Source organism: Staphylococcus taiwanensis (genome assembly GCA_020544305.1).
Lineage (GTDB): Bacteria > Bacillota > Bacilli > Staphylococcales > Staphylococcaceae > Staphylococcus > Staphylococcus taiwanensis.
On sequence record CP058667.1, the window covers coordinates 2,212,979 to 2,238,216 of the forward strand.

Annotated in this window: 27 protein-coding genes and 1 pseudogene; 10 read left to right on the top strand and 18 right to left on the bottom strand. The window is 32.3% G+C overall.

Features of this window, described 5'->3' with window-relative positions; genetic code table 11:
- Positions 1-128: 128 nt before the first annotated feature.
- The 10 genes from HYI43_10610 to HYI43_10655 all read right to left on the bottom strand — a co-directional run bounded on the left by HYI43_10610 (position 129) and on the right by HYI43_10655 (position 8,943).
- The gene (locus tag HYI43_10610; protein ID UDI78987.1) at positions 129-635 is read right to left on the bottom strand and encodes a hypothetical protein; all 507 of its coding nucleotides are present in this window, start codon (positions 633-635) and stop codon (positions 129-131) included.
- A 153-nt stretch (positions 636-788) separates the two neighbouring features.
- Positions 789-1,583 carry an alpha/beta hydrolase gene (locus HYI43_10615; GenBank protein UDI78988.1) on the bottom strand — a complete coding sequence of 265 codons (795 nt, stop codon included), beginning with the start codon at positions 1,581-1,583 and terminating at the stop codon, positions 789-791.
- Position 1,584: 1 nt separating this feature from the next.
- Positions 1,585-2,289, bottom strand: coding sequence for an HAD family hydrolase (locus HYI43_10620; GenBank protein ID UDI78989.1), 705 nt, complete (start codon positions 2,287-2,289; stop codon positions 1,585-1,587).
- 99 nt (positions 2,290-2,388) lie between these two features.
- Positions 2,389-3,348, bottom strand: a complete 960-nt coding sequence (locus HYI43_10625; protein UDI78990.1) for an iron ABC transporter permease — start codon at positions 3,346-3,348, stop codon at positions 2,389-2,391.
- A 242-nt stretch (positions 3,349-3,590) separates the two neighbouring features.
- Positions 3,591-4,511 (bottom strand): ABC transporter substrate-binding protein, encoded by a 921-nt coding sequence (locus tag HYI43_10630; GenBank protein ID UDI78991.1) that lies wholly within the window; start codon positions 4,509-4,511, stop codon positions 3,591-3,593.
- A 198-nt stretch (positions 4,512-4,709) separates the two neighbouring features.
- Positions 4,710-5,207, bottom strand: coding sequence for a DUF805 domain-containing protein (locus tag HYI43_10635; protein ID UDI78992.1), 498 nt, complete (start codon positions 5,205-5,207; stop codon positions 4,710-4,712).
- Between the two features lie 65 nt (positions 5,208-5,272).
- Positions 5,273-6,037, bottom strand: a complete 765-nt coding sequence (locus HYI43_10640; GenBank protein UDI78993.1) for a MerR family transcriptional regulator — start codon at positions 6,035-6,037, stop codon at positions 5,273-5,275.
- A 90-nt stretch (positions 6,038-6,127) separates the two neighbouring features.
- The gene (locus tag HYI43_10645) at positions 6,128-6,775 is read right to left on the bottom strand and encodes an endonuclease III domain-containing protein (GenBank protein UDI78994.1); all 648 of its coding nucleotides are present in this window, start codon (positions 6,773-6,775) and stop codon (positions 6,128-6,130) included.
- A 93-nt stretch (positions 6,776-6,868) separates the two neighbouring features.
- Positions 6,869-8,530, bottom strand: a complete 1,662-nt coding sequence (locus tag HYI43_10650) for an arginine--tRNA ligase (GenBank protein ID UDI78995.1) — start codon at positions 8,528-8,530, stop codon at positions 6,869-6,871.
- Positions 8,527-8,943 (bottom strand): DUF1934 family protein, encoded by a 417-nt coding sequence (locus HYI43_10655; protein UDI78996.1) that lies wholly within the window; start codon positions 8,941-8,943, stop codon positions 8,527-8,529. The genes HYI43_10650 and HYI43_10655 overlap by 4 nt, the downstream gene beginning before the upstream one ends.
- Positions 8,944-9,303: 360 nt before the next feature.
- Here HYI43_10655 and HYI43_10660 point away from each other — a divergent pair, with 360 nt between their 5' ends.
- From HYI43_10660 to HYI43_10675, 4 genes and pseudogenes are all read left to right on the top strand, one after another.
- Positions 9,304-9,405, top strand: coding sequence for a type I toxin-antitoxin system Fst family toxin (locus tag HYI43_10660; protein ID UDI78997.1), 102 nt, complete (start codon positions 9,304-9,306; stop codon positions 9,403-9,405).
- A 409-nt stretch (positions 9,406-9,814) separates the two neighbouring features.
- Positions 9,815-9,923 (top strand): annotated as a pseudogene (locus HYI43_10665) (recombinase family protein).
- 78 nt (positions 9,924-10,001) lie between these two features.
- Positions 10,002-10,451, top strand: a complete 450-nt coding sequence (locus HYI43_10670) for a DUF523 domain-containing protein (GenBank protein ID UDI78998.1) — start codon at positions 10,002-10,004, stop codon at positions 10,449-10,451.
- Positions 10,452-10,707: 256 nt separating this feature from the next.
- Complete coding sequence (locus tag HYI43_10675) at positions 10,708-11,379, top strand: type 1 glutamine amidotransferase (protein UDI78999.1); 672 nt, start codon at positions 10,708-10,710, stop codon at positions 11,377-11,379.
- 252 nt (positions 11,380-11,631) lie between these two features.
- Here the strand turns inward: HYI43_10675 and HYI43_10680 are convergent, their stop codons facing one another.
- Positions 11,632-12,174 (bottom strand): hypothetical protein, encoded by a 543-nt coding sequence (locus HYI43_10680; GenBank protein UDI79000.1) that lies wholly within the window; start codon positions 12,172-12,174, stop codon positions 11,632-11,634.
- Between the two features lie 696 nt (positions 12,175-12,870).
- Between HYI43_10680 and HYI43_10685 the strand changes: the two genes are divergently transcribed.
- A complete protein-coding gene (locus HYI43_10685) occupies positions 12,871-13,785 on the top strand; it encodes a phosphate/phosphite/phosphonate ABC transporter substrate-binding protein (GenBank protein UDI79001.1) in 915 nt (304 codons plus the stop codon).
- 83 nt (positions 13,786-13,868) lie between these two features.
- Positions 13,869-14,432 carry an LPXTG cell wall anchor domain-containing protein gene (locus tag HYI43_10690; GenBank protein ID UDI79002.1) on the top strand — a complete coding sequence of 188 codons (564 nt, stop codon included), beginning with the start codon at positions 13,869-13,871 and terminating at the stop codon, positions 14,430-14,432.
- 126 nt (positions 14,433-14,558) lie between these two features.
- Here the strand turns inward: HYI43_10690 and HYI43_10695 are convergent, their stop codons facing one another.
- From HYI43_10695 to adhP, 3 genes are all read right to left on the bottom strand, one after another.
- Positions 14,559-15,431, bottom strand: coding sequence for a hypothetical protein (locus HYI43_10695; GenBank protein UDI79003.1), 873 nt, complete (start codon positions 15,429-15,431; stop codon positions 14,559-14,561).
- Between the two features lie 401 nt (positions 15,432-15,832).
- Positions 15,833-16,354, bottom strand: a complete 522-nt coding sequence (locus HYI43_10700) for a VOC family protein (GenBank protein UDI79004.1) — start codon at positions 16,352-16,354, stop codon at positions 15,833-15,835.
- Between the two features lie 136 nt (positions 16,355-16,490).
- A complete protein-coding gene (gene adhP, locus HYI43_10705) occupies positions 16,491-17,501 on the bottom strand; it encodes an alcohol dehydrogenase AdhP (protein UDI79005.1) in 1,011 nt (336 codons plus the stop codon).
- A gap of 291 nt (positions 17,502-17,792) precedes the next feature.
- On the opposite strand from adhP, the gene larA reads away from it, so the two are divergent.
- The 4 genes from larA to larC are packed head-to-tail and all read left to right on the top strand — an operon-like array spanning position 17,793 to position 21,884.
- Positions 17,793-19,061 carry a nickel-dependent lactate racemase gene (gene larA, locus HYI43_10710; GenBank protein UDI79006.1) on the top strand — a complete coding sequence of 423 codons (1,269 nt, stop codon included), beginning with the start codon at positions 17,793-17,795 and terminating at the stop codon, positions 19,059-19,061.
- Positions 19,062-19,079: 18 nt separating this feature from the next.
- A complete protein-coding gene (gene larE, locus HYI43_10715; GenBank protein ID UDI79007.1) occupies positions 19,080-19,907 on the top strand; it encodes an ATP-dependent sacrificial sulfur transferase LarE in 828 nt (275 codons plus the stop codon).
- A gap of 12 nt (positions 19,908-19,919) precedes the next feature.
- Positions 19,920-20,678: a nickel pincer cofactor biosynthesis protein LarB gene (gene larB, locus HYI43_10720; GenBank protein ID UDI79008.1), complete on the top strand. Its 759-nt coding sequence runs from the start codon at positions 19,920-19,922 to the stop codon at positions 20,676-20,678.
- Positions 20,679-20,693: 15 nt separating this feature from the next.
- Entirely contained in the window at positions 20,694-21,884 is a 1,191-nt protein-coding gene (gene larC / locus HYI43_10725) for a nickel pincer cofactor biosynthesis protein LarC (GenBank protein UDI79009.1), read from the top strand.
- 119 nt (positions 21,885-22,003) lie between these two features.
- Here the strand turns inward: larC and HYI43_10730 are convergent, their stop codons facing one another.
- From HYI43_10730 to HYI43_10745, 4 genes are all read right to left on the bottom strand, one after another.
- Entirely contained in the window at positions 22,004-22,510 is a 507-nt protein-coding gene (locus HYI43_10730) for a YwhD family protein (GenBank protein ID UDI79010.1), read from the bottom strand.
- Positions 22,511-22,581: 71 nt separating this feature from the next.
- Positions 22,582-23,898, bottom strand: a complete 1,317-nt coding sequence (locus HYI43_10735) for an HD domain-containing protein (protein ID UDI79011.1) — start codon at positions 23,896-23,898, stop codon at positions 22,582-22,584.
- An 18-nt stretch (positions 23,899-23,916) separates the two neighbouring features.
- On the bottom strand, positions 23,917-24,393 hold the full coding sequence (locus HYI43_10740; GenBank protein ID UDI79012.1) for a GNAT family N-acetyltransferase: 477 nt from the start codon (positions 24,391-24,393) through the stop codon (positions 23,917-23,919).
- 124 nt (positions 24,394-24,517) lie between these two features.
- The gene (locus HYI43_10745) at positions 24,518-25,054 is read right to left on the bottom strand and encodes a flavodoxin family protein (GenBank protein UDI79013.1); all 537 of its coding nucleotides are present in this window, start codon (positions 25,052-25,054) and stop codon (positions 24,518-24,520) included.
- Positions 25,055-25,238 lie beyond the last annotated feature (184 nt).

Consider the following 25,238-nt stretch of genomic DNA (forward strand, 5'->3'; position numbering starts at 1 on the left):
TCATACATTAGACTTAATTTCTTTTTTGAAAAAATAAAACAGGAGTAAGATAGAATTCTAAATCAGAATTCACTATCTTACTCCTATTATTATACTAGAATACATTATAAAGAATGCGCTATATTAAACTATTTAGCAAGATCAATGCGATATAATTTTAAGTTTTTATCTTGTGGTGAATTTGAACCGAATTGATAGCTTGTATTTCCTTTTTGAATATAGCCGAAGTTACCGCTCACTTTATTATATTCAGCACGTGCAATAGCACCTTGACCTAGATTTTGTTTCACTTGTTTATAAGTTGGTCCATTTGCTTCATTATAAGTCATAGAAACTCTAGTTACGTAACCTTGATTTTTTTTACCATTTGCAGTTACGACTAAAAGCCCTTTACTAGTACGATATTCGTAATAGTTTTCATTATTACTTGGATTTTTAGAATAAATAGCTGTGCCATATTTATTTGATACATTTTTGATTGATTCACCAATTGTAATATTCTCTAATGATTTTTGACCTTGAGTCAATTGTTGTACTGTTTGAATTGTATTACCGCTAGCTGCTTCAGCGTGGTTTACGCCTACTCCTGTCATTACTAGTCCTGAAACTAAAAATGCCGCTACTAATTTTTTCATAAGCACTCTCTCCTTTATCTTGTTTCTCGTCTTGTGCTTATTCATAGTATACCCTATATATTACTAAAATAACAGTATTATTACGAAAATATTACAGAATTTATCATTTTATGTAACAAATCTTTTTGTAATTCGTTCTAACATACAAAATAACTAATGTTTAGGCATATATTTTTTGATAAACGGTGTAACATCCTCAATAAATTTGTTTTTCTCTTCTTCAAAAGGATATAAGCTTGATTGAGCGTACACATCAAATTGTGCCTCACTAATCAAATCAGCAACTTCTTTAGACTCAATTGTAGCAATACGTTCCCCATGTTCTCCCGCAATAATGAACGTTGGCTTAGTCACATGTTCAAATGCTTTTGCAATGCCTTCTTGTTTAAAGACATCTTCAACAGCTTGCGTTTCTTCTTTTGTAGAAATAGCATTCGTATCTTCAACATGCTTTAAGAACTTATTCACTTTTCTTGGTTTATAAAATCGATGTTTTTCTAAGAACTTGTCTTGTTTCTCATCATTCCAGTTTCGAATTTTATGAGAGTATTTTCTAAACAAACGTTCTTCTGGTAATTCTCCTTCTATTGAAGTTGGGTCTACCATGATTAATGAAGAAACATATTTAGGATAGCGTTCTGCTAAATTTGCAATAATTGTTGCTCCTAATTCATGACCAATAAATGCTGCTTCGTCTATATATAAATAATCTAGTAATAGAATAATATCATTCGCAAATTCATTAAATTTAATATGTCTTGGTTTATCCGAGTAACCATGCCCTCTTAAATCTATTAAGACGACTTGAAAGGTCTTTGCTAATTCTTTGGATACATTTTGAAAAATTGAGGCATTTTCATACGCCGTATGCACCAAAACAACTGGGTAACCTTCTCCCATCGTATCATAATGTATCGATAAACCATTTGCTTGAGTAAATAAATCCATCTTATGAATCTCCTTCCTGTGTCATCGTTATTGGCAAGATAGATAATAATTCTTCACTGGTTGTAATAATAAAATCAACCTCTTCTTCTAAAGGTTCAATTTCAGCATCATCATGTTTAAACCATACGCTTACCATACCCATAGCACGTGCCGGTGCAACATCATTTAAAGCATCATCGCCGACATACATGATTTCTTCAGGTTTTGCGCCAATTTGATCAATCATATCTTCAAATATTTTAGGATGTGGTTTACGGTATCCTACCGTTTCAGAAGTAGAAAGATAGTTAATCACATGCCCAATACCTAAGGAATGTAAACGAAATTGTTTTATTTTTGATTTACCGTTAGCAATAACCCCTAATATGTAATTGCTTTGAGATAACTTTTCCAGAGTATAAAGCGTATCGTAGTATGGAAAGACGTAACGGTAAAAGTGCATTTCAAAATCATTGAATAGATCTTTCCAAGTTAATCGATCTATATGAAATTGCTTAATTATCGCTTTGTATAAATCAGGTTTATCATTATCTTCGTCATCATCTAATTCTATAAATTTACGCTTGAAATCAGCTAACTGAACATGGACGAAATAATCATGAAATCGTTCATATTGTTCTTCAATAAATTTATCTCTAGACTTAGTTCGATCTAATAATGTACCCTCTAAATCAAATACCACTGCTTTTATATGACTTAAGTCCATTGTTATTTCCCTCATCGTTCTATAATTATTCTTATTTTAGCAAATATCACTATTTCTCGTAACATTTTCAAGATAAATCAAATAATCAAATGGCGTAAATTATTGTCTATTAGCATTTGATTGCTTTAGTAAAATATAAAACAGTGCTGGAATACCTATCAAAGCTAATATAATACTAGCAGGTATTTGAACCGGATTAATTACGATGCTACCTATCCAATCAGCCAGTATCATAACCGTTGCACCGATTAATATATTTAACATCATTTGCAACCCGAGCGTATACCGCCAATAGTAACGTCGGACTAGTTGTGGCACAATCATTCCAATAAATCCTATAACACCAATATACGCGACTGCCACAGCAGTCATAATGGATGCTAATGTCAATACAATAAACGTGACACGTTGGACATTGAGTCCTAATGACTGACTTTTTAATTCACCTAACTGTAAAAGCTTAATAGCTGAAATCATACAAAATAGTAAGATCATCGCTGGTATAGCGATAAGTCCGATATAAATGACTTCTCTTGTTTCAGCTGCTGCAAAACCACCGAAAAAGTAATTAGCAATTTGATTCATTTTATTTGGTTTGATTAATACTAAAATATATAGTAACGCATTAAATAATGCCCCAATCATCAGACCAGTTACAACGAGCATTTTAACTGGATAACCTTTTGATACAATTGCTGCGATCACTAATACGATGATTAACGTAGAAATGCTAAATACGATTGAAAATAAAGGAACCCACATAAATGATAATCCTAAGAATATAGCAAATCCCGAACCAAACGTCGCACCACTCGCTAATCCTAATGTAAAACTATCAGCTAATGGATTATTTAAAACTGTTTGGAACATATATCCTGTTAACGTTAGAATGGCACCTGTTAAAAGCGCCTCAATCGTTCTCGGTAACCTTACTTTATATAGGATGGTTTGATTAAACGTGTCAGATAAACTGCCTAAATCCCATAATAAGCTTAATGCAATAACGCAGCATAAACTTATAATCCATATTAAAAATGATATATATATTTTTCCAGTCATTTTATCAACTCTTCAACTATCTTTTTATCATTTCTCTTATTATAACTGATGATATAACAAATCGGAGTGGAACAGAATTTCAATTTGAATTCATTGTTCCACCCCTGCAAGGATGACTAGAGTTGAGAAGAACTTAATATAAGCGTCTTCTCAATTCAGTCAGCTACTGCGACTTTGCTAAGTAGCCTCAAACTATTATTTATATCTTATGTTCATTGTGTAAAAAACTAGTATTTTACACTTTAGCGTTTATAAATCGCATCTCGCAATTCTTTTAATCCTTCGTCAATGCGAGGACCTGGTCGTGAAATTTCATCGCCGTTGACAGTTTCAACACGTTCATTTTTTATTGCATTGATTTGCTTGAAACCATCTCGTTTTTTTAGAATCTTATAGTAGTCTGCTTTAGATATACCTTCAGTTGAAATTAATATATCAGGATTTTTCTTGATAATACTTTCTTTATCAACTGCTTTCCAACCTTCTATATTTGAAAAGCTATTTTTAGCATCCAATTTATTTAACATATCATTGAAGAATGTATCTTTACCTGCTGTATAAATTTCTGGTTTAGATGATACTTCCATAAATACTGATTGTGATTTATGGTGTCTTGGTACAGATTTAATGACCTTATCAACATTTTTCTTCGTTTCATCAACCAAGTCAGCTGCTTCTTTTTCGCGTCCAGTTACTTTCCCAATTTGTTTAAATGTGTCATATGTTTGGTTAAGCGATTGTGCGTCTTTCACAAACACAACCTTTACGCCACTTTTTTCCAAACTGTCTAGCACTTTCTTGGCAGATCCTTTTTGTGATTCATGAGCCAATATTAAGTCCGGTTTCGCCTTTAATAAAGATTCTTTATTTAAATTCATTGCATCGAATTGCTTTTTCCCTTTTTTAACATTTTTAGGATAATCATCCACTGTCGAAACACCTACAATGTCTTTTCCTAATCCTAATCTATAGAGGATTTCCGTATTACTTGGTATTAATGACACAATTCGTTTATATGAGGGGCTGTTTTTAGATGCTGACTGTTTCGTTGTTTTATTCGAGTCGTTATGTTTATCCCCTTGATTATTTTGCCCACTTTGTCCACACGCTGCTAATACTAGCATTAATGCGATAAGTACAAACCATACCTTTCTATTTAGCATTGTTACGTTATTCCTTCCTTTCTGATGATATGTATGTATTTATCATACCAAATTATTATTCTAATTAATTTATATTTTTCATATTTTAAAATTTAAATTTTATATCATCGACTATTTGTGAATCATTTTCAAAAAGCTAATAAAAAAGGACATTAAATATTTCTAAATTTAGAAATATTCTATGTCCTAATTCAATAATTATTCGCCTTTCGGATTAGGCCCATATTGATTTGTGCCTTTTTCACTATCAGTGGCGCAATATATAACAGCGATAATCAATAATGCCAATAAAGCAACAGAAAATATAATTAAAATAATAGCTGCGATGATTGCCATGACACCACTGAAGAAATGATCAATTGATACAGTTTCATTATGATCAATAATATTCGCGACTTCTTGAATTAACATAAATATCAATAGAATAAGTGGTATTGTCATAGTGCGACCAGTATCGTGAAAACGACGCACAGACATCGTAAATACCCCGATTAATACAATTAAATCAATAACCGTATAAAGTACATTGAAAAACAGTTCTGTGCTACTAAATAATTTAATAAACAAATCGCATATTAAACTAATAATGATTAACACGATAATATTGCATAATAAAGCAAACCAATAATGTCGGCGACGTGTCCGATCTTTTACATTTAAATAGTTCTTCCAAAACAATTGATACGCTTCAATCATTATATTGTCTCCCTTAAATATGATTCATTATAATCATTGCACAATAAAGAAGATAAGAAAACAATTTATTGGATGTAAGCTTGAATTGCTTTCGCAATATATTCATTTAAATGATTGTTACGATTTTTATTGATATTTTTAGCAAAACGTTCATCATTTTCATAAGTCAGTGCCATGTAATTTAAAAATTGGTTATCTGCATTAGGCACTTGTGTTCGAAGTATATTTTTCAAGTCTGCAATATGCTGATTCACATGTGCCTCATTGGCAGAATAGCCTTCTTCCAAGAATTGGTTCATTAAATTGAAAAAATCATTAAGTTGTTGATTGATATCTTTGTCGTTTTGCTTTTTGTCATCAATATTCAAGTGGTCTCTTCGTGCTTTATACATTTTATAATAATCAGTATCTCCGTATTTTAAGGCCGCTTCTTTATCATATTGTTCATGTACGTCAAAATCATTGAACTTCTCCATATTAATCTCCTCATTTTCATGATTTTTGAGATGATGATTTAGATAGTTAATCATTTGATTAAGTTGATCGCGTTTTTGCACAAGTTGACTTACGTTACCTTCTAAAATTTTGTTTTTTTCAGAAATGCTTTTATCAAAATAGCTTTGAATAGCTTCAAGTGATAAATTCAGCTGTCTTAAGAATAAAATTGTTTGAAGTTTGGCAATATCTTGCGTTGAATAGTACCGATAGCCATTGTCTTTAACAAGACTCGGTATGAGTAATTTAATTTCATGATAATAATGTAAAGTGTGCGTGCTTATATCTGTGATTCGGCTTATTTCTTTAGGGGTAAAATAATCATTTTTCTTCATTGTTGTTATACCACCTTAATGTTTAATCTTTTCTAACTAACTCATATTCATCATCTACAAAGGAGTATGCGCTATAACGTAACGTCAAGGTCAATCATTTTCTAGAAAATATTTATCTAAGAATGTATATCGTTGTTTCCCTTTCCCATTAAAATAATTCTTTCCAAAATTATCTAGTAACGCATGGAATTCATTGGCATCTTGATTGGTAAAATGATTTGGTAATGTCATATGTCTTTTGAATTTATCATAGCTTTCAGTGTAAGCGTACCCTAGTTTACGATACAAACGTCGTGTATAGCTATCTGGAATAAATTCGATACCTTCAAAGATATAGACTAATAATACGTCTGCCGTTTCACTACCTACACCACGAATTTTTAGCAATGATTCTCTTAAGCTATTCCCATGAACTTGAGCGATATAGTTATAATCAAATTGGTAATCATTGAGCCAATGAAATAAGGCGTGAATCGCTTTTCCTTTATTTTTATAGAACCCACTAGAACGAATAATGTCTTGTAGTTCTTCTAATGGCAAATTCAGAATTTTTTGTGCATCAAATTGTGTTTCCTCTTTTAAACGCATTAAAGCCATATCTGCGTTCTTCCAATTTGTATTTTGTACTAATATCGCCCCGAGCATCATTTCTTCCGGGCTTTTAGCAGGCCACCAATGTTGAGGCCCCATATTGTCTAATAATATTTTATAAAGAGCTTCTGTCGTAAGCGTTGGCATGCTCTCACTCCATTCTTCACATAACAATACCCTCACAAATCGCAATTTATGAGGGTAATATGATTATTGATATCTATGTTATTTCATAATTATTTACATTGTTTCAGGTGCTGATACACCAACTAATGATAAAGCATTGCGTAACGTAATTCTAACTGCATCTACTAAAGCAACATGTGCTTTTGTTTTTTCTGCATCATCTGTTAATACTTTTTCAGCATTATAGAATTTATGGAATGCAGATGCTAAATCTTGAATGTAGTTCGTTAAACGATGTGGTGCGCGACTTTCCGCTGCACTTTCAATAGTTGGTTCAAATTCAGCAACCTTCTTCAATAAATCGATTGCTTTTTCATTCGTAATTGTTGAAAAGTCAGCATCAGCAGTAACTTCAACACCTTGTTCTTTCGCCTGCTTCAAAATTGAACATATACGAGCATGCGCATATTGAGCGTAATAAATTGGATTATCTTGTGATTTTTCTTTCGCAAGTTCTAAATCAAAATCGAAATGAGAGTCAGGACTACGCATTGTTAAGAAATAACGTGCAGCGTCAATACCTACTTCATCCATGATTTCACGTAAAGTAATCGCATTACCTGTACGTTTACTCATTTTCACTTCAACGCCATCTTGCATTAAACGAACCATTTGCATAATTTGAATTTCAAGGCGATCACTATCCACACCAAATGTTTCAAGACTTGCTTTCAAACGATTGATATAACCATGGTGATCGGCACCCATTAAATCGATTAAAATATCATTTCCACGATTAATTTTATTGTAGTGGTATGCAGTGTCTGGTGTGAAATAAGTGTAATTGCCATCTTTTTTAATTAACACACGGTCCTTGTCGTCTTTAAAATCAGATGTACGTAACCATGTCGCACCATCCGCTTCATACGTATAGCCGAGTTCATTCATTTTAGCTAATGTGTTATCAATGGCACCATTTTCATATAATGATGTTTCACTGAACCAATTATCAAAGTGGACATTGAAATCGGCTAAATCTTTTTTCAATTTATCCATTTCATAATCAACACCTAATTGTCTAAACGTTTTAAGACGTTCTTCATCAGAGTAGTCTTTCATTTCAGGGTGTTTATCAGCTAAATCCTTACCAATTTCGATAATATCTTTACCGTTATAACCATCCGCTGGCATTTCATGACTTGTGTCACCAAGTGCTTCAAAGAAACGTGTTTCAATTGAACGCGCTAAGTTAGTAATTTGGTTCCCAGCATCATTAATATAGTATTCACGTGTCACATTATAGCCAGCTGCAGTTAAGATGTTCGCTAAAGAATCACCTACAGCTGCATTTCTAGCATGTCCAATGTGTAAATCACCAGTTGGGTTTGCTGATACATATTCTAATAAAATATTCGTATTTTTAGATGTTTCAGCATAACCGAATTTATCCCCTTTATGAATCGCTTCTGGGATTACTGCAGTTAAATATTGGTTATCTAAATAAAAATTGATGAAACCAGGGCCAGCAATGTCTACTTGCTTAACGTTTGCTTTACTTGTGTCTAAATTATCAACGATTGCTTGAGCAATTTCACGTGGGTTACGTTTTGCAATCTTTGTTAAGACCATTGCAATATTAGTTGAATAGTCTCCATTTTTAGTGTCTTTAGGAATTTCTATTTTAATTTCAGGAATATCTTCAGCAAGTCCAGCTTTTTTAATACTTGCTTCGATTTCTTGTACTAATGTCGATTTTACTTGTTCAATAATATTCATTCGCCTATCTCCTTGTAATTGATTTCGTATTGATATGAACCCATTTTTTCATCATTTTGGTGTAACTCGTATTGGATTTTTAATTTCCCACCATTATCATTAATAAAATGTAATATACTTCGTGTCTTAACCGTTAATGGGATACGTCCCGCAGGAATATCGTAAAGTGTCGTGGTATCTTGACCTTCTACAAAGTGAAGATTCATATTAATATCACCTTTACGAATTAATTTGATGCCAGTCTCTTCGATTTTAATTGTTACATTGACTACAGCATCTTCAATTTGTTCTTGGTATCGAATGTAATCTGCATTCTTCTTTTGCCATAACCCTTGCACTGCTGCTTCAAATTTTTGCTTTTCACCATTTTGTTTTAGGACTTGCTTCGTTTGAATGTGTATATTCTTATCCAACGTTTGCCTCACCTTAGCTTCTAAATAATACACTACATTATAGCATAAATTAGATAGTGCTTGTAGTTGATACTTCTGAGTTTTAAAGCATTTTTGAAAACATTATTATACCCTTAAGTAAAATATAAATTGAGTATGGATTATGACTTAATAATAATTAATGTAAGAGATATTCAACGATTTTCCTCTATTTTAATAAACACGGATTAAAGAAATTACAGATAGGTTTTATTTTGAGAAATATTCACATAAAATGACTTATCAGAAGTTAGCGATCATCGTATATTCGGAGATGTTATAATATACAAGTCGCCTATCTCTCAGGCGTCAATTTAGACGCAGAGAGGAGGTGCATATCAGATGGTCGAAGCTCTTGTTCACATCACGACCACAGTCATCAGTGGTTGTATTGTTGCGTTATTTACGCATTGGCTACGTACACGTAACAATAAGAAAAAATAGGCGATATTAGCCAGCACCTAAAAATCCCCTCACTACTCGCAATAGTGAGGGGATTGGTGCATATAATGCACGAAGCTCTTGTTATCTAAATTATAACACCATATTAGGTAGGAATGCAAAATACAATTTTCAATAGTATTAAAAAGGACGGAACAAAAATTGAATATGTATAATGGACAGAAAAGTTTTTAATTTTTCAAATTTACATGAGGATAACCAATCTCCCAATTCTTATTATTAAAGCGATTGTCTATATATTTGTGTTGGTAATAGGTGAACTCTTTATTTGATATGCTAAATTATCGGGATTGTTCAATTTGTGTACACTCTAATCATACAAATATGGTTATTGAATTCATAGTAACTTAAACGTATGATTAGGGTGTATATTAATTACGGAGTGAAATATATGATTGTTGGTTATGCAAGCGTATCATCAATTGATTAAATCTAGAAAGACAACTTGATAGTTTAAAAACGTTTGGAGCTGAAAAAGTTGTCACAGAAAAAAATCTGGCTAATCTATTGAAAATAGAACGACATTTCAAGAAAAGAAGAAACTTGTTTCCAAAAACCTAAAATCTGGAGGTTAATAAATGATTTTTATAAGTGCATGCTTAGTCGGCCAAAATGTTAGATATGACGGAGGAAACAAACTCAACAACAATTTAAAAAAACTTGTAGACCAAGGTGTAGCAAAACCAATATGTCCCGAAATCTTAGGAGGATTATCAACTCCAAGAAATCCTGCAGAAATCGTAGGAGGAGATGGTTTTGACGTTTTAGAAAATAAAGCTAAAATCATTGATAATCAAGGAAACGATGTTACAGAAGAATATGTAAATGGAGCGAAAAAAGCATTAGATACTTGTCAAAAAATGAACTGCAAAACTTTAATACTAAAATCCGATAGCCCAACTTGCAGTTCAGAAAATATTTACACTGGTGAATTCAACGGAAACAAAAAACAAGGAGTAGGAATATTTTCCGCACTACTAATAAAAAACGGAATACAAGTTTATAACGAAAAAAACTATAATATTTAAATACTTTATTCCGATTGATTCAATGATAATCCTATTAAATGTGAATATTGAATTGATTCTATTGATTTGCTTATAGATTTTTCTCCATAATATTCACCCTTCTTTTGTCAATTTCATATTATCTCCACTTATATTAAATGCCGGTGCTATTATGCTCATTTATTTTTTATACATGCTCAACATCAATGAATAACTAAACATAGTAATAAAAGATATCCTACTGTATAATTAGTTATTATTTTAGGGAGTTGATGAAATGCGAATCAACGTTTTACAACACACACCTAATGAAGGTGTAGGCACTATTGGAGGTTGGGCTAAAGAGAATGGGCATGACTTATATATTTATCATCCTTATTTTTATAATGGTGTTCTACCGAAAGCAGAAGAAACAGATTTACTTATCATTTTAGGTGGTCCTATGAGTCCGAATGATTTAGATGATTGGATTCTTAAAGAAAGAGAATTGATAAGAGTATTGTTAAAAGAGAAAAAGCCAATATTTGGTGCTTGTTTTGGTACTCAACAAATAACGAAAGCAATTGGTTATACAGTAAGTAAGGCACCAGTAAAAGAAGTAGGTTGGGATAAAGTATATCTTGAAACAAATACAATACCAGACTTACCAAAAGAATTAATGGCATTGCATTGGCATGAAGAAATGTTCCAAATACCTAAAAATGCAGAATTACTTTTCTCTAGTGAATATTTAACTAATCAAGGTTTTTTGTTAAATAACAATGTTATTGGATTGCAATTTCATTTCGAACCAGGACCATTTGAAGTTAAAGAAATTGTAACTAACGATTTTTCTTATGCGGCTGATTCTGTATTAAACCAAACTCCACAAGAAATTATTGAACACGATGTTCCTAAAGAGAATAAAGAAGTTATGTTTAAATTACTTGATTATATAACTGGTAGATAGATTAATTTTAAGTATTTTCATAAATTAATTTCAAAAAACATAATCTTAATAAGTAAAAATATGCGACATTAACCACACTAAAAAATCCCCACACTATTTCAGTAGTGTGGGGATTGTGCATTAATTGTTAATCATTTTCATTATTTGATTATAACCCTAGTAAATCAAGGAATTCAATTGACTATTACTTGAACAAATCATAGAAAATTGATGTTACTCCAACTATTTTTGAAATTGTGATTTAAGTATATTTTAAGCGCCTGAGCCTTCAAATCCAATAATTGCTGATTGTACTTTACCGTTCTTTTGTACAAAAGTTACGGGTGTATGATAATTACCATTTTGGCCACCAACTAATTTATAATCATCACTATTAGGATTTTTATGACCGTGAACATCTGCTTGTTCTACAAGGTCGTTACCATAAACAGATTTAAGTTGTTTCACAGTTACATTGTTCACTTTGATTTGAACAGATGTTGCAGTCTTTTCTCCAGATTTCATAGAATCAAACGATTGATCGTATTTACTGAAGGTATTCAACTTACTGCTTGTACCCGTTTGAGGTACTATTTTAGTTCCATTAAACGTAACATTGCCATACTTAACCGCATTTTTAAACGTTTTATTTAATAAAAATGAACCATCGTTGTTTACGTAGCCACTATACGTATAATATGGTGTAGTAGCTGCATGTGCTTGATTATTGTGTGGTTGTTCTACTGAGGCTCCGACTCCGAATACTGTTCCCATGGCTAAAGTTGCACTAACAATTGCTTTGGCAGTTTTATTCATATGAATCTTCCTCTCATTTTTTATAGAATCGCCATAACCCTTAATATGTTACGATTCGATTACAATATTACAAAAATATTTCTTAAATTGCAATTTTACAATTTACAAAATTTTATACATAAGTGCTAATTTTCTATATGATATAAAACCCTTTTAAATCAACATTCTTTTTTTATACAGTTCCAAATTAAGAATAATTATAAATTAAATGGATTATTTATGCATTTAAATTTACAATATTTACATTAAATTTACATATTTTTAACATTAATTCTACTTAAGATTTTAATTAAATACGTCAAATTACGAATACTGAGTAAAATTGTTTCACAAATTTTGTACTTCGACTAATTAAAGTAGTTACTAATGAAAATCTATCTGTCTCTCACAGTATGTCAATGATATAATGTACACAATTCTTACCTCTCAGGTGCTCATTTAAATACTAAGATAAGTAATTAACTTTTTCTCGAAATCCTTTTCCACATTTGAATCTTAAACTTCAGTAGCAATAGATTGAGTTAATTATGCTTATGCTGAGTAATCACTATAATTAGGCATTCGTTAACCCATTCTTGTCCTTCATTACAAAAATAGTAAGATGTTTCGACGTCTATGTTGGATTTTCTAAAATAAAAATGATTTCTAGAGTGTTAAGAATTAAAAACTATATATAATATAAAATTAGAGGAAATTATGAAAAAATTATGCATCTTATTATTACCACTTATTTTAATCACATTACTTGCTAGTTGTGATAAGGCTTCTGACTCATCCCAAAAAACATCATATGCACCAAAAACATTAAATGTAGAATTTGTGCCCTCTCAAAATAACAAAAGACTTGAAGCAAAAATCAAACCATTACAAAAATTATTATCTGAAGAGCTTGGTGTACCTGTGAACGTACATATATCGACTAATTATAATACGATTATTGAAGGATTAAAGTCTAAAAAGGTCGATGTTGCTTTTATCTCCCCCGTTTCATATACCATTGCGCATGATCAAGGATCTGCTGATGCGCTATTAGTTTCAAAAGGATTTTTAGTCGATAGTAAAGGAAACAAGACGAATAAATTAGTAGATTATTATCGCTCACAAATAGTAGTTAACAAAAATAGTAAAATTAAAAACTTAGAAGATTTAACAGGTAAAAAGATTGGACTTCAAGATGTTCAGTCAACATCGGGATATATCTATCCCCTAGCAAGTATGGAAGAAAAAGGTGTTGCAAAACGGGACATAAAAGTGCAACAAATTAAAGGTTATGATCAAGCATTAATTTCACTACTCAATAAAGATGTTGATGCTGTTGCTACATATCAAGATGCAAGAGCAGATTTAAAGAAAGATTATCCAAATATCTATAAAGATACGAAAGTGATTTATCGAAGTTCAAAAATCCCTAATGATACCATCTCTGTAAGAAGTGATATGCGCAAATCTTGGAAGAACAAAATTAGTGATGCATTTATCAATATAAGTCAATCAAGAAAAGGAAATAAAATTATTAGTGAGATTTACGGACATGAAGGCTATGAGAAAGCACAAGATTCAGACTTTGATGAAGTAAGACAATATAGAAATAAAATTGAAAAAGAAGAATAATATAAAGTTTACTAACTGGACAACCTATGACCTCCTAATTTTTTAAAATCAAATTGTAATTAAATAAATGGAGGTTAGAAAATATGAAAAAGAGATTAGTTACAACTGCGTTAGTAGGAACAATGTTAACAACAGGTATTTTAACAGGACAAGCACATGCGGCTGAACAGAAACGCCCTATTTATGTGTTTACTGAAAAAGAATTTAATGAACACAAAACAGGTGAAACTGAAGGCTTTGGTGGTGGACCTGGTTCAGATGTTACCGAAGTTTTTGGAAATGAAACTTATCAACAGTATCTCAGCAGAGTTAAAAAAGGTGAACGTCTAAGCGAAAGCCTATCTCCTATTGAATATGTTTATCCTAAAGAAGCACAAAACTATATTCAAGGAAATGATGTGAGCAACAATTCAACAACCAATACTCAATCTGTTAAACCTACGAATAATAATCAGTATTCTAATAATGTAACAAATAAACAATCTACTGATTCTCAACAAATTCAACAACCATCTAAAGTGGATACACAGCAGTTACCTGAAACTGGTGAAGATTCAACAAATACTACATTCGTAACAATTATTGCTTCAATATTATTAGCAGTTGGGTCATTGTTAACATTTAAACGCTTTTCTAAAGAAAAGTAATTGTCATATTTAAAACACTTATCAAGACTAGTGTTAATTAGTTCAAAAGTAAAACCGCCTGTGATACAGGTGGTTTTATTTTTGTCTATTGTAGTTTAATTTCACAAAAATTATGAATACTACTTATTAAGTAAATGATTGGTAAGTAAATTTGATTTCATCTAAACGATTTATGAAAGAATCGATATAAGTTTGTGGGCCTAACATGCGTACCAATGGAGCTAATTGATAAGCGATATAATAAGCATCCAATTCAGTACATGATACTAAAACGATGACTTTTTCATCTTTGTACTCTAAGACTTTTTCAATAGAGAATTGTTGTTTAAATTGAGACCATATGGACATATCAATTTCAAATTTAATTGGTTCCATATTAGAAACACCACAATATGATGACGACTCTAATATGTATACAGACTTAATGTCACGTACTCTTTCAGAATAAATTTTAGCTTCGTATTCATACGTTATCCAATAATCATAATGCATATATGCAAGTGATAATGGTTTAACTATCATTTTATCATTTAAATCAATGCGAACTTTTAAGCTTTTAGTGATCCCTTTTTGCAACTTCATTAAATTGACACCTGGTAGTGGTTCATTTCTCAAATTAAATTGATCTAGTGCATTTTTCAACAAATACTTATCTTCAATTCGATTATGTGATAAATAATCTAAAAATAAATTATATACATCTATATGTAAGACGGGTGTTAAACTTTTAATTTTAATTAATAGACTTAGCAATGCAACACTATCTTTTGAATATGAACCGTTCGATAATGTATAACCATCTAAAGCACGACTATAAACGACTTTAGTGTGCTTATTATTCCAATAGTTACTTTCATAAAAGAAATTATTTAAGTCGTTAATATCTCTCTGTATTGACTTTTCTCCAACATTAGCAATATCACTAAATTCTGATTTTTTGACGACATCTCCATTTATTAAACGTGTAAGTAACGATAAAACGCGTGTTGCTTTATCCAATTTTTACCACCCCCGAGACGTAATATACATATCTAAAAAGACACAATACGTCCGTTTGAGAATAAAATGTTCTAAAGTATTTGATTTTAACCCAAATTAAAAAGCTTGCATCCTGATATTTAGGAAACAAGCCTTTTTATTAGTCATACTATACAGACGCACAAATTTTAAGGTTCACTATAATCCATTACTTTTCTTAAATTCTATCTCTAAGTTCCCTAACTCGTCATACTTATTGATACTATTTTCACTTTTCTTCATAGTCATCCTGTAAAGGTTGTCTACACTCAAAAATATTTTCACTGCATTAAAGTTATACTATGTCATAATGATGTCTTTCTAAGAAGTCTTGTATATTTATAGAAAAAATGATGCTAAAACTGATGGATGATATAAAAAACCTATTCACCAGGTATAAATACTTTGGCTTCACTATCTTCTGGATAATAATAACCATTTGGAATAGCCTGTAATTCAATTAAAGCATTAAATGGCGCTTTAACATAAACACTTTTACTACCTTCTGAATCTTCATATGTTGAATTATCATGTGTTTCGGACAATGGCTCAGCACCTGCACGTGTCGCATTGTCTAGTACATCTTCAATTCCATCTACCATCAATGAAATATGATTAAATCCTAAATCCTCTAATTTAAGTGGTTCTTTCTGATTATTACTTTCAACTTCAAACATTTCAATATTTGGACCGTCTCCAATAACAATCATTCTTTGACGTACAATTCTTGCCCCTTGAGTAAGACCTAGCATACGTTCCACTTCTGCACCTTCACGTGGTTCGTCATCATAGGTAAGTGCATCGTATGCAATTTTTGCGCCAAACGCTTCCTTTAAAAATGTTGTTGCTTCTTCAATATCTAAAACTGTTAATCCAATATGATTGATACCTTTAATATTACTCATAAACATCTTCCTTTCCTCTTTCAAAACATGTTTACCCTAAATCAGTGAAATTAAAAAGACGAGAGACAGAATTCAAATTGTATTCTGTCCCTCGTCTGACTTATAAAAGTTTGTAATAACTCATTACATTTATATATTAGAATTTAATTACCATACGTCCGGTAATTGTACCTTCTTCCATTTCTTCAAAGATATCATTAATTTCTTCTAACTCACGCGTTTGTACTTTAGGAACTACTTTTCCTTCAGAAGCAAATTGGAATGCTTCTTTCAAGTCTTGACGTGTACCTACTAATGAACCAACAACTTCAATACCATCAAGAACGAGACGTGGAATTTCTAAGTCCATTTTTTCAACTGGTAAACCTACAGCTACAACACGTGCACCTGCTTTCACCACATCTACTGCTTGGTTAAATGGTGTTTTAGCTACAGCTGTAATAACTGTTGCATCTAACCCTTTATCGTCAGTTAATTTATTCACTTCTTCAACGGCGTCTTGATTTTTAGTATTAACTACCGCATCTGCACCTAATTCTTTCGCAAAATCTAATTTATCATCACTAATATCAAATGCGACTACTTTCGCGTTAAATACATTTTTAGCGTATTGAAGTGCTAAGTTACCTAAACCGCCAATACCAAATACACCAATCCATTGACCTGGTTTGATGTTACTCACTTTTACAGCTTTATACGTTGTTACACCAGCACAAGTAATTGAAGAAGCTGCCGCTGGGTCTAAGTTTTCAGGCACTTTTACAGCATAATCAGCTGTAACAATAACTTGTTCTGCCATTGCGCCATCTACTGTGTAACCAGCGTTTTTTACATCACGACATAAAGTTTCACGTCCTGTCGTACAGTATTCACAATGCCCACAGCTTTCAAACATCCAAGCAATTGATACACGATCGCCTTCTTTAAGAGATTCAACGCCTTCGCCTACTTTAATGACACGTCCAATACCTTCATGACCTAATGTTACCCCTGTAACATCACCGAAGTCTGCATTTTTAACGTGTAAGTCTGTATGACAAACACCACAATATTCTGTTTGAACTAAAGCTTCACCAGGTTTCAAGTCACGTACTTCTTTATCTTCTACACTTACTTTATGATCATGTGTTACTACTGCTGCTTTCATGGTCAATCACTCCTTGTTCAATTAACATTTAATGATGAATCTGTAAATCTATCTTCATTATATGAAATCGCTTTCAAAAATGGTATTATTTTCACTCAAATATTTTTTAATTTTCAAATTTCTTTGTTTTTTAGTTATTTAAAAGTTCATAAACCCCGTTCCTATAACTATTTTCAATCTTATATTTACCTCCCTTCCAATTAAAATAGCGATATAAATATGCTATAATTTCACTTGTAAGATACAAATAAATATAGATTGATGACATCAAGACTTATGGAGGGATTTTTCGTGAAAACACATGTCCTATATGGCAAGTCTGAAGTAGAAGTGAATGTACCTGATGATAGTACAGTTATCGAACCTCAAAAAATAGATGCTTTAGATGATTACACTTCAGCAATTCAAGAGGTTCTAAGAAATCCAACAGGTTCGAAACCTCTAAAAGATTTGGTAAAAAGTGATGATACAGTCTCAATTGTTATTAGTGACATCACTCGGCCAACACCAAATCATATACTGGTACCTTTACTAATTGAGGAATTAAACCACGTGCCTCGTGAAAATTTCGTAATTATTAATGGTACGGGTACACACCGTGATCAAACACGTGAAGAACTAATCCAAATGTTAGGCGAAGATATTGTGGATAGTGTCAGAATTGTTCATAATCATTGCGATGAAAAAGAAAGCTTGATTAAAGTTGGTCATAGTAAATATGGTTGTGATGCTTATTTAAATAGAGATTATGTTGAATCTGACTTTAAAATTGTAACTGGCTTTATCGAACCCCACTTCTTTGCCGGATTCTCTGGAGGTCCTAAAGGTATAATGCCTGGTATCGCAGGTCTTGAAACGATTAAGACCTTCCACAACGCTAAAATGATTGGTGACCCACGATCAACTTGGGGTAATTTAGAAGATAATCCTGTACAAGATATGGCACGTGAAGTTAACACAATGTGTAAACCAAACTTTATGTTAAATGTTGCCTTAAATAAAGATAAAAAAATCACTGCCGCATTCGGTGGAGACGTTTTTGAAGCACATAAAGAAGGTTGTGCATACGTTAAAGAACACGCAATGTTCAAATGTGATGACCGCTTCGATGTAGTAATAGCCTCAAATTCTGGCTATCCTCTCGATCAGAACTTATATCAAACCGTTAAAGGTATGAGTGCTGCTAGTAAAGTTGTTAAAAAAGGTGGCAACATCATTATGGTATCTGAATGTGCTGATGGTTTCCCTGATCATGGTAAATTTGCTGAAATATTTAAAATGGCGGACACACTACAAGGCATTTTAGACTTAATCCATGATCCGAACTTTTCAGAAGTGGACCAATGGCAAGTTCAAAAACAAGCTAGCATTCAAACATTCGCAAATGTTTATGTGTATTCAGAACTCACTGACCAACAGCTTAAAGATTCTATGCTAAATCCAACGTCAGATATTGAACAAACGATTGCAGAATTAGAAAAACAATATGGTAGAAAACTAAGTATTGGTGTTATGCCACAAGGTCCATTAACAATTCCATACGTAGAAGACGAAGCATAATCGAAAGGATTGATAAATATGACTGAATTACAAAATAAAGAACTTAAATTAAATCAATTATTAGAAGATATGGGTAGCGTCGTGATCGCTTTTTCAGGCGGTGTAGATAGTAGTTTAGTACTTAAAAAAGCAATAGATGTATTAGGTTCTGGTAATGTTAAACCAGTAGTTGTTAAATCTGAGTTATTCAGAAATGAAGAATTCAACCAAGCCATTGAATTAGGTCGTGAACTAGGTATTGAAGTAATGGAAACTGAAATGGCTGAATTAGAAGATGCGAATATCGTTAAAAACACACCTGAAAGCTGGTACTACAGTAAACGTTTAATGTATGGCAAATTAACGCAAATCAAAGAAGACTTAGGTTTCAACTATGTCTTAGACGGCATGATTATGGATGATTTAGAAGACTTCCGTCCTGGCTTAAAAGCAAGAGACGAATTTGGTGTTCGCAGTGTATTACAAGAGGCAAAACTATACAAAGCAGAAATCAGAGAATTAAGTAAACAACATGATTTACCAGTTTGGAATAAACCCGCTTTATGTAGTTTAGCGTCACGTATTCCTTACGGCGAAGCATTAAGTTTCACAAAAGTAAATAAAGTAAACGAAGCCGAAAAACACATTTTAAGTTTAGGTGTTAATAATGTAAGAGTACGTTACCATCACAATATTGCACGTATCGAAGTATCAGAAGATGATTTGGCAACTGTCATTAAAAACAAAGATAACATTACATTGCGTTTAAAAGAACTTGGTTTCGACTATGTTACTGTTGATTTAGAAGGCTACAGAACAGGTAGTATGAACGAAGTCATTGATACGAAAGCGACTAAATTAGTATAAGGAAGTATACACATGAGTAAAGATTCTAATTTTATTGAAGACTTGCTCGAAGGTGTTAAATCAAATCAAATATCAATTGATGAAGCTAAAGCCCAACTCAGTCATTACGACGAATTGGGCTTTGCTAAAATTGATTTACATAGAGCAAAGCGCCAAGGATTTCCAGAAGTGATATTTGGCCAAGGTAAAACAAAAGAACAAATCAATCAAATCATTACAAGTTTATCTAATCATCATAACGTTATTTTAGTGACACGTATCAACCAAGAAAAAGCAGAATATGTTTTAAAACAACATCCTGAATTAACGTATCATAAAGAGGCAAATATTGTTTGTACGTCACTGGAATCTATAGAGAAATCACAGCAATATATATCCGTACTTTGTGCTGGCACATCTGATTTACCCGTTGCTGAAGAAGCAGCAATTACAGCCGAAGTGATGGGTATTCAAGTGAAACGTTTTTATGATGTAGGCGTTTCTGGTATTCACCGCTTATTTGAACATATTCAAGATATTCGTAACGGTAAAGTATCCATTGTAATTGCAGGTATGGAAGGTGCACTTGCAAGTGTTGTAGGTGGTTTAGTGGATCACCCAGTTTACGCAGTCCCTACAAGCGTTGGATATGGCGCAAACTTCAACGGCGTTACAACTTTATTATCAATGATCAATTCCTGTGCACCAGGCACAAGCGTTCTGAATATTGATAATGGTTTTGGTGCCGGATACAATGCATCAATGATTATTAGTATGTTAGAAAATCAATAGAACGGAGCTAAAATGATGAGCAATGCTTTATATTTAGATTGTCATGCTGGCATCGCTGGAGATATGTTACTCTCTGCACTTGTCGATTTGGGTGCTAATCCGACTGAAATTGAAAATGAATTGAAACAATTACCGCTTGATGAGTTTGGTTTACATTTTGAAAAGAAAGTAAAACAAGGCATTAATGCCATGACATTAAAAATAGACTTTCACGAACACCATCATCATCGCAAAGCATCAGATATTTTCAAAATGATTGATCATAGCCATTTAGCAAATCGAGTTAAAGAACGTAGCAAACAAATATTTGAAACGATTGGGTATGCCGAAGCTAAAATTCATGGTATGACAATCGAGGACGTACACTTTCACGAAGTGGGCGCGATGGATTCAATCATAGATATTATAGGTGGTTGTATTGCACTTGAACAACTGGGTATAGATACGCTATATTGCTCTCCTATTCCTACAGGTAATGGCAAAATCAATATCGCACACGGTATTTATCCAGTTCCAGCTCCTGCAACTGCTGAAATTTTAAAAGGTATACCACTTGCTGAATTTGACGTACAGAGTGAATTGACTACACCTACCGGAGCGGCATTTGCTAAAACTTTAGTATCACACTATGGCCCATTCCCCGCAACAACTATGGAAAACATTGGCTATGGTGCAGGTCATAAAGATTTTGATTTCCCAAATGTTTTACGTGTGATTCAATTTCAAGATGCCTTAAAACATTCGAATGATCAAGTCCAAGTAATAGAATGTCAGATTGATGATATGACACCTGAAATCATGGGTCATTTTATGGATATAGCTATAAAACATGGTGTATTAGATATTTATTACACGCCTATCACGATGAAAAAGAATCGCCCAGGCGTCCAATTCACACTCATTTGCAAAGTAACGGATAAACAGTACATTGAAGATTTAGTATTAACACACACTTCATCATTAGGTGTACGCAGTTATACCGTTAACCGTCAGATTTTAAAAAGAGAATTTCGATATGTAGAAACCGCTTACGGCAATGTAAAAGTAAAATTTGCACTGAAAAATGGAAACATCTTAAAAATGAAACCTGAATTTGAGGACATAAAAATATTGAGTGATACATCTGGCAAACCACTGCAAACTGTATACAATGAAGTTTTAAATAAAATTTATGATGTATATAACGTAGGAGAACCGTTAGCATAGTATGGTACTATGCATCCAGTGTAGTGCGCTTAAACATTAAATAAATAGCGATGAAGTTATCTATGACGTTAGATATCTTCATCGCTATTTTAAATGTTGGTTAGTCATGCTATCACAACTTATTCAAAGGCTTTGAATAGTTCTTCGCTAGAATTATTCCACATTTCTTCGTTATGAGATTTTAAAAAGTCTTTTAATACTTTTTTATTATCTTCACCGATTTGGTCAATGATCACTTTTCGCTTCATAGATTTATCCATCATATTCACATGTTCTGGCATACTTTTATAACCTCGACGTTTACTTTTATTTACAAGTAAATAGCAAGCTGTAACACCAGCGTAGTATGGGCCTTGTTCACCACGTTCTGTAGTAACCCAGCAAAGCCAATACGCTTTAGCCTCTTCACCTTCTACTTCTGCTTTATCAGTTATCCATTTAACGCCTTTTTCAACTTGGGCACGGGCATGCATACCACCAATATCAATAAACGCTTCTTTATTAGCAACATCGATAAATACTGGCGCAATATTGTCCAAGCTGATTGAACCTATATTCGTTCCTTTATGACCGTCTAGAGGGTCATTTTTAATAATATTAAATTTAAATCCTTTATTCTCTGACACAAGTGACACCTCCGTAAAACTTTGAACTCATAACTATACTATTATGAGTAATCTTAAAACGTTTGAATGACTTAATTTAATTCATTCAGTAAATTGATAATTGAACCTTTTATTTGTGGATTCTCAATATTAAGTATCATTTCTTTAGGGTAATATAATTTATAATCTTCACGATTAATACCTGTGATACTTGAAATAACTAATGACTGACTACTAATTTCCTTGATACTGCCGTTACGTCTAAGTAAATGAATAGGTTGACGATTAGATCCAGGACGATCGTAATCATATGGTAAATCAGAGAAAGCTTCACTAACAAAGTAATAATTAGGGTCTATTCCGCCCTCAATAAACAATTCTTGTAATTCAGTAATGGTAATAATTGAACCATCAAATGGAATATATTTAAATAAATCTCTATTTATAAACCGGCGTGCTAAATCACTCAATATTTTATCATCTTCATGTATCCATTTTTTCAAGTAATATAGTACAACTACTTCATCTAAATCAACATATTGTTCAATGGTTGGTTCCCCTTCGAAAAATGGCACAAAATCTTGTGGGTACATTTTAAATTGATAGCCTTCTTTGTACAATTGTTTCACACGTTTCAAACAATTGTTAAGCAATACTTCTCCGCCCCTACTTACAGGATGGAAATAAATTTGCCAATACATTTGATAGCGACTCATAATGAAGTTTTCAACCGCATGCATACCGCTCTCTTTAATAAGTACTTCATCTTTAGTTGGTCTCATTAAACGTAAAATACGTTCCATATCAAACGTGCCATAAGAAACACCAGTGAAATACGCATCACGTTGTAAATAATCCATACGATCAGCATCTATTTGAGATGAAATCATGGAAATCACTAATTTATTACTATGTGTTTTATTGATGACTTCCGCCACTTCTTTAGGAAACGTACTAGACACTCTACTCAACACTTCATTCACTTCAGTTGGTCCAGTAATGATAGCTTGCGTAAATGCTTCATGATCAGTGTTAAAGATTTTCTCGAAACTATGTGAAAAAGGACCATGTCCCAAATCGTGTAGTAAAGCTGCACAAAGTGCCAATGGTCTATCTTCATTATGCCAAGCTTCTCGACCCACAAAGGTTTCATCAATCATTCTTCGTACAATTTCATAAACACCTAAGGAATGACCAAATCGGCTATGTTCTGCAGTATGAAAAGAAAGATACAATGTTCCTAGCTGTTTAATACGACGTAAACGTTGAAATTCTTTCGTCTTGATTAAATCCCAAATAAGCTGATCTTTGACATGAATGTATTTATGAATTGGATCTTTAAATACTTTTTCTTCAGCTAATTTTTGTTCAACATAAGGTGTTTGCGTCAAATGGACCCTTCCTTTCATAACAGAATAATGGATATGTTATAAACTTTTCTTCATTAAAGCTAAATCTAATTGTTCGCCGTACATTTCTGGTTGATAAGAACGTATGATATCAAATCCTTGATTTTGATAGTATTTAATTGCATCTTTATTTTTATTATCAACTTCTAAATAAACGTCATCATATTTACCTTGAAAATGTTCTAACCCTTTATCAAGTAAGCTTGAGCCATACCCTTTATGTTGAGATTCAGGATGAACATAATGTGCTGATAAATAAAGTTCTTTACCATAAATGAAGTTAGCAAAACCAATAATTTCTTCATTTTCTTCAGCTACTAAAAATAACTGATCTTCTAAACGTTTTTTTAAATGTTGCTCATTATAAGAGGCAGCAAGTAACTCATTAATAGTTGATGCAGCATAAATATTTAGATATGTGTTATACCATGCTTTAGTAGCAACATCTCTAATTGCTACCACGTCATTTGCTGTTGCTTCTCTGACTTTATACATACTTGATTCTCCTGACTTTACAATGGAATTAATAATGAAATTATATCATAGTCCATAGACTATCGCTTATTGAGAAATCACTGATTTTTTCAAAATGAGTATCATATGATTTCTAATTTTAAATTTATGCCAATGTTGCTTTCCATTCTCGCGCTCTTTCAAGGGCAAATGCATCTTTAGAAATATCTCCTGGTCTTTCAGCTGTACCAATAATATAACCATTAAGCTCGCCACCAATAAAATCTAAAGTATATTTCATTTGCGTGATACATGGTTTAGCTTTCACTTTAGGACAGTCACCACCAACGAGTATTAATCTGAAATCTTTTTGAGACATCTTTTCTTTAAAATCACTATAGTTTGGATCAATCAGTGTTTCAGACCAATGGTCGATAAATGCTTTTAATGAGGCAGATACACTATACCAACAAACTGGAGACGCAAAAATGACCGTATCACTTTCCAAAACTTGATCAATAACTTGTTTATAATCATCGTTATAACTTTTAATATCTCTATTATCATGACGAAAATCTCTTACTGGATTAAATTGATAGTCCGTTAAGTCAATCCATTTATAATCAAGTCCTTCTAACGCTAATTTAGTTAATTGTGCAGTATTACCTTCTGGACGACTTCCTCCAAATAAAACTGTAATCATTTTTACCACTCTCTCTTAATTATATTTAAAAATATGACGTTTATTTCCAAATTGGTTCGCTACATAAATACTTTATACTAATTTAATATTTTACATATTTGCCTTGTACCCTTATTTCATATCATATATGTACAATTTTACAAAATAAAAAAGAATCATTACTATTTATTCAAGTTTCTAAAAA